General features: G+C 71.4%; 2 protein-coding genes and 1 pseudogene. 1 reads left to right on the forward strand and 2 read right to left on the reverse strand.

Annotated features, from left to right (window positions below; translation table 11 throughout):
- Together C1J00_RS37390 and polA are read right to left on the reverse strand one after the other, a co-directional pair.
- Nucleotides 1-408, reverse strand: a pseudogene (locus tag C1J00_RS37390) (hypothetical protein); the annotation flags it as partial.
- Between the two features lie 255 nt (nucleotides 409-663).
- On the reverse strand, nucleotides 664-3,390 hold the full coding sequence (gene polA / locus C1J00_RS37395; RefSeq protein WP_102913360.1) for a DNA polymerase I: 2,727 nt from the start codon (nucleotides 3,388-3,390) through the stop codon (nucleotides 664-666).
- Nucleotides 3,391-3,580: 190 nt separating this feature from the next.
- On the opposite strand from polA, the gene C1J00_RS37400 reads away from it, so the two are divergent.
- Nucleotides 3,581-5,402 (forward strand): FdhF/YdeP family oxidoreductase (locus tag C1J00_RS37400; RefSeq protein ID WP_102913361.1); only part of this gene is annotated, 1,822 nt, incomplete at its 3' end.

Genomic DNA, 5,402 nt, shown 5'->3' on the forward strand with positions numbered 1-5,402 from the left:
AGATATGTATAAGAGACAGGCGACGGTCAGCGTGCTGTTGACGCCGGTGAGGCCGGTGAGCGCAGCCAGAGCATCCCTGTCCACGACACCGGTCAGCGCAGCCAGCGCATCGGTGCCGGTGAGACCGGTGAGCGCGGCCAGAGCTTCACCGTCGGCGAGCGCGAGAGCGGCGGGCAGGTCGGCTGCACCGGGAAGAACCGTGGCAGCGGTCAGGGCGCCGGTGTCGGCGGGGCCGGTGGGCTCCCGTCTGCGGGTGGCCAGGCTCTGCTGGAGGTCCGCCGTCGCGTGGCGCAGGGCCGAGGTGAAGGTGACGGGGACGCGAACCGTACTCGCGGCGGCCTCGAACGCCGGGACCTGCGGCAGTGCCACGCCTGATGCCGTGCGGCGGAGGAGCGTGCGTATACCCATGCCCCGCATCTTTGCGAGCGGCATGGGCGAAGGCGCCTTCTCGGGGGCCACGCGAGTGACGGTTTCCGAGGGGGCCGGGGCGGTACGGGTGGCCGGGGCAACCCGGTGTCCTGGCTGAGGAGTGTCCCCAGGGCCCGGCTGAGGGAAGACTCCGGTGCCTCGGACAGGCGAAAGCCTCGGCCCCCCGGCCGGCACGGGACCCGGACCAGGGGGAACCCCGCCCACCCGGGCCACCGCGCCCACCCGCCCGGCGGGCTAATGCGCCGCCGACTCCCAGTCCGGGCCCGAGCCCACCGAGACGCCCAGCGGGACGCGGAGGTCTACGGCGTTCGCCATCTCCCGGCGGACCAGTTCCTCGGCGGCGGCCCGCTCCCCAGGGGCGATCTCCAGCACGATCTCGTCGTGGACCTGGAGGAGCATGCGGGAGGCGAGGCCGGCGTCCTTCAGGGCGTCGTCGACCTTGAGCATGGCGATCTTGACGATGTCGGCCGCAGTGCCCTGGATGGGCGCGTTGAGGGCCATCCGCTCGGCGGCCTCGCGACGCTGGCGGTTGTCGCTGTTGAGGTCGGGGAGGTAGCGGCGGCGCCCGAAGAGCGTGGCCGTGTAGCCCGTGGCCCGGGCTTCGTCGACCGCCCGGCGCAGATAGTCCCGTACTCCGCCGAACCGCTCGAAGTACGCGTCCATCAGGGAGCGGGCCTCCCCCGCGTCGATGTTCAGCTGCTGGGACAGGCCGAAGGCCGACAGTCCGTAGGCCAGGCCGTACGACATGGCCTTGATCTTGCGGCGCATCTCGGCGTCGACCGCGGTCGGCTCGACAGCGAAGACCTGGGAGGCTGCCGTGGTGTGCAGGTCCTCGCCGGAGGTGAACGCCTCGATCAGGCCCGCGTCCTCGGAGAGGTGCGCCATCACTCGCAGCTCGATCTGGCTGTAGTCGGCCGTCATCAGCGACTCGAAGCCCTCGCCGACGACGAAGCCGCGGCGGATGGCGCGGCCCTCGTCGGTGCGGACCGGGATGTTCTGCAGGTTCGGGTCCGTGGAGGACAGGCGGCCGGTGGCGGCGACGGTCTGGTTGAACGTCGTGTGGATGCGGCCGTCCGCGGCGATCGTCTTGATCAGGCCCTCGACGGTCACCCGGAGCTTGGCCTGCTCGCGGTGGCGGAGCATGATCACCGGAAGCTCGTTGTCCGTCTGCGCGGCGAGCCAGGCGAGGGCGTCGGCGTCCGTGGTGTAGCCGGTCTTGGTCCGCTTGGTCTTGGGCAGGGCCAGCTCGCCGAAGAGGACCTCCTGGAGCTGCTTGGGCGAGCCCAGGTTGAACTCGTGCCCGGCCGCCGCGTGGGCCTCCTTGACCGCTTGCTGGACGGCGCCGGCGAACATCTGCTCCATGGCCTCCAGGTGGGGCCGGTCGGCCGCGATGCCGTGCCGCTCCATGCGGGCGAGCAGCGCCGACGTGGGCAGCTCCATGTCGCGCAGCAGGTCGGCGGCGCCGACCTCCTCCAGGCGGCTCTCGAAGGCCTGGCCCAGGTCGAGGACGGCGCGGGCCTGGATCATCAGGGCCTCGGCCTCGGCGCCGTCTTCCGCGCCGAAGGCGAGCTGGCCGTCTGCCGCGGCGGCCGGGGTCAGCTCGCGGTGCAGGTACTCCAGGGACAGCGCGTCCAGGTCGAAGGAGCGGCGGCCCGGCTTGACCAGGTAGGCGGCGAGCGCGGTGTCCATGCGCACGCCCTCGACGCTCCAGCCGTGCTCGGCGAAGACACGCATGGCGCCCTTGGCGTTGTGGAGGACCTTGGGCCGGGCGGCGTCGGCGAGCCAGGCTGCGAAGGCGCGCTCGTCGGCCTCGTCCAGCTCGGACGGGTCGAACCAGGCGGCGGGGCCTTCGGGTGCGGCGAGGGCGACCTCGGCGACGGAACCGGCGCCGAGCGCCCAGGTGTCGACCGTGGCGATGCCGAGGGGCTGGGTGCCGTGCTCGGCGAGCCAGGCCGGCAGCTCGCCGGTGGAGAGCACCGTGCCGTCCAGTTGTACGCCCTCGGTGCTGATCGGGGTGGTCTCGGCCTCCTCGGCGCCGGGGTCGACGGCGAAGAGCCGCTCGCGCAGCGAGGGGTTCCTGATCTCCAGGGTGTCCAGGATCATCGCGACGGCCTTGCGGTCGTAGGCCGCGCGCTCCAGTTCGGTGACGCCCTTGGGGAGCTCGACCCGGCGCTCCAGTTCGGTGAGCCGACGGTTGAGCTTGACGGATTCCAGGTGGTCGCGGAGGTTCTGGCCGGCCTTGCCCTTGACCTCGTCGACGCGCTCGACGAGGTCGGCGAAGGAGCCGAACTGGTTGATCCACTTCGCGGCGGTCTTCTCGCCGACGCCGGGGATGCCGGGGAGGTTGTCGGAGGGGTCGCCGCGCAGGGCCGCGAAATCGGGGTACTGCGCGGGCGTCAACGCGTACTTCTCGAACACCTTCTCCGGGGTGAAGCGGGTCAGCTCGGAGACGCCCTTGGTCGGGTACAGCACGGTGGTGTGCTCGCTGACCAGCTGGAACGAGTCGCGGTCGCCGGTGACGATCAGCACCTCGAAGCCTTCGGCCTCGGCCTGGGTGGCGAGTGTGGCGATGACGTCGTCGGCCTCGAACCCGTCCACCGCGAAGCGGGCGACGCCCATCGCGTCCAGAAGCTCGCCGATCAGCTCGACCTGGCCCTTGAACTCGTCGGGGGTCTTGGAGCGGTTCGCCTTGTACTCCGTGAACTCCTGGGACCGCCAGGTCTTGCGGGAGACGTCGAAGGCGACCGCGAAGTGCGTGGGCGCCTCGTCGCGCAGCGTGTTGGCGAGCATCGACGCGAAGCCGTAGATCGCGTTGGTCGGCTGGCCCGTCGCGGTGGTGAAGTTCTCCGCGGGCAGCGCGAAGAACGCTCGGTAGGCCAGCGAGTGCCCGTCCATGAGCATCAGTCGCGGCCGGCTGCCGCCGGAGGTCTGGTCGGTCGTCTTCGATGCTGTCTCTGCCACGCCCCCGATCCTGCCACGCCCCACTGACAGTCGGTCCCGGTCCCGCGGGTGCCGGGCCCGGCCCATCCTCGCCGGGGACACCGCGCACCACCGCTTCCGTCCGGCCCCCCTGGCCCGCCCGGGCCCGTTGTCACCTGCCCGTGCGAGGATCGGAGACGTACCTCACAGCGCAGTCGAAGGGGAGTGTGCGATGGCGTCGAAGCCGCCCAAGAGCGATCCGGTTCAGGACGCGCCGCAGGTCGCCGAGCCGAAGCGCGCGGCCGCGGGGCTCCCCGCGATCGGGCACACCCTGCGGATCGCCCAGCAGCAGATGGGTGTGAAGCGCACCGCGCTGACCCTGCTGAGCGTGAACCAGAAGGACGGCTTCGACTGCCCCGGCTGCGCCTGGCCCGAGCCGGAGCACCGGCACAAGGCGGAGTTCTGCGAGAACGGCGCGAAGGCCGTGGCCGAGGAGGCCACCCTGCGCCGGGTCACGCCCGAGTTCTTCGCCGCGCACCCGGTCGCCGACCTGGCCGGCCGCAGCGGCTACTGGCTGGGCCAGCAGGGCCGGCTGACCCACCCCATGTACCTCCCCGAGGGGGGTACGCACTACGAGCCGGTCACCTGGGAGCGCGCCTTCGACATCATCGGTGAGGAGATCGCCGCGCTCGCCTCCCCGGACGAGGCCGTCTTCTACACCTCCGGCCGCACCAGCAACGAGGCCGCGTTCCTCTACCAGCTCTTCGCCCGCGAGTTCGGCACGAACAACCTCCCCGACTGCTCGAACATGTGCCACGAGTCGTCCGGCTCGGCCCTGTCCGAGACGATCGGCATCGGCAAGGGCAGTGTCCTGCTGGAGGACCTCTACCAGGCCGACCTGATCATCGTCGCCGGGCAGAACCCGGGGACGAACCACCCGCGCATGCTGTCCGCGCTGGAGAAGGCCAAGGACAACGGCGCCAAGATCATCAGCGTCAACCCGCTGCCCGAGGCGGGCCTGGAGCGCTTCAAGAACCCGCAGACGCCACAGGGCATGCTCAAGGGCGCCGCGCTCACCGACCTGTTCCTGCAGATCCGCATCGGCGGCGACCAGGCCCTGTTCCGCCTGCTGAACAAGCTGATCCTGGAGACGGACGGCGCGGTCGACGAGGCGTTCGTGCGCGAGCACACCCACGGCTACGAGGAGTTCACCGAGGCCGCCCGCGCCGCCGACCGGGACGAGACGCTCACGGCGACCGGCCTGACCGAGGAGGACATCGACAAGGCCCTCCGCATGGTCCTGGCCTCGCAACGCACCATCGTGTGCTGGGCGATGGGCCTCACCCAGCACAAGCACTCGGTCCCCACGATCAGGGAAGTCGTCAACTTCCTCCTGCTGCGCGGCAACATCGGCCGCCCGGGTGCGGGCGTGTGCCCGGTGCGCGGGCATTCGAACGTGCAGGGCGACCGCACGATGGGCATCTTCGAGCGGCCCTCGCCGGCGTTCCTGGACGCCCTGGAGAAGGAGTTCGGCTTCGCGCCCCCGCGCGAGCACGGCTACGACGTCGTACGCGCCATCCGTGCCCTGCGCGACGGCGAGGCGAAGGTGTTCTTCGCCATGGGCGGCAACTTCGTCTCGGCGTCCCCCGACACCGACGTCACCGAGGCGGCCATGCGCCGGGCCCGGCTGACCGTGCACGTGTCGACGAAGCTGAACCGCTCGCACGCGGTCACCGGCGCGCGCGCCCTGATCCTCCCGACGCTCGGACGTACCGAGCGCGATCTGCAGGGCAGCGGCGAGCAGTTCGTGACGGTCGAGGACTCGATGGGCATGGTGCACGCCTCCCGGGGCCGCCTGGAGCCGGCGAGCCGGCACCTGCTGTCGGAACCGGCCATCGTCAGCCGCCTGGCCCGCCGCGTGCTGGGCGAGAACAGCCGCACGCCGTGGGAGGAGTTCGAGAAGGACTACGCGACGATCCGGGACCGCATCGCGCGCGTCATCCCGGGCTTCGAGGACTTCAACGCGCGCGTGGCCCGCCCCGGCGGCTTCGCAC

The sequence above is a fragment of the Streptomyces cahuitamycinicus genome, assembly GCF_002891435.1.
GTDB classification, from domain to species: Bacteria; Actinomycetota; Actinomycetes; order Streptomycetales; family Streptomycetaceae; genus Streptomyces; species Streptomyces cahuitamycinicus.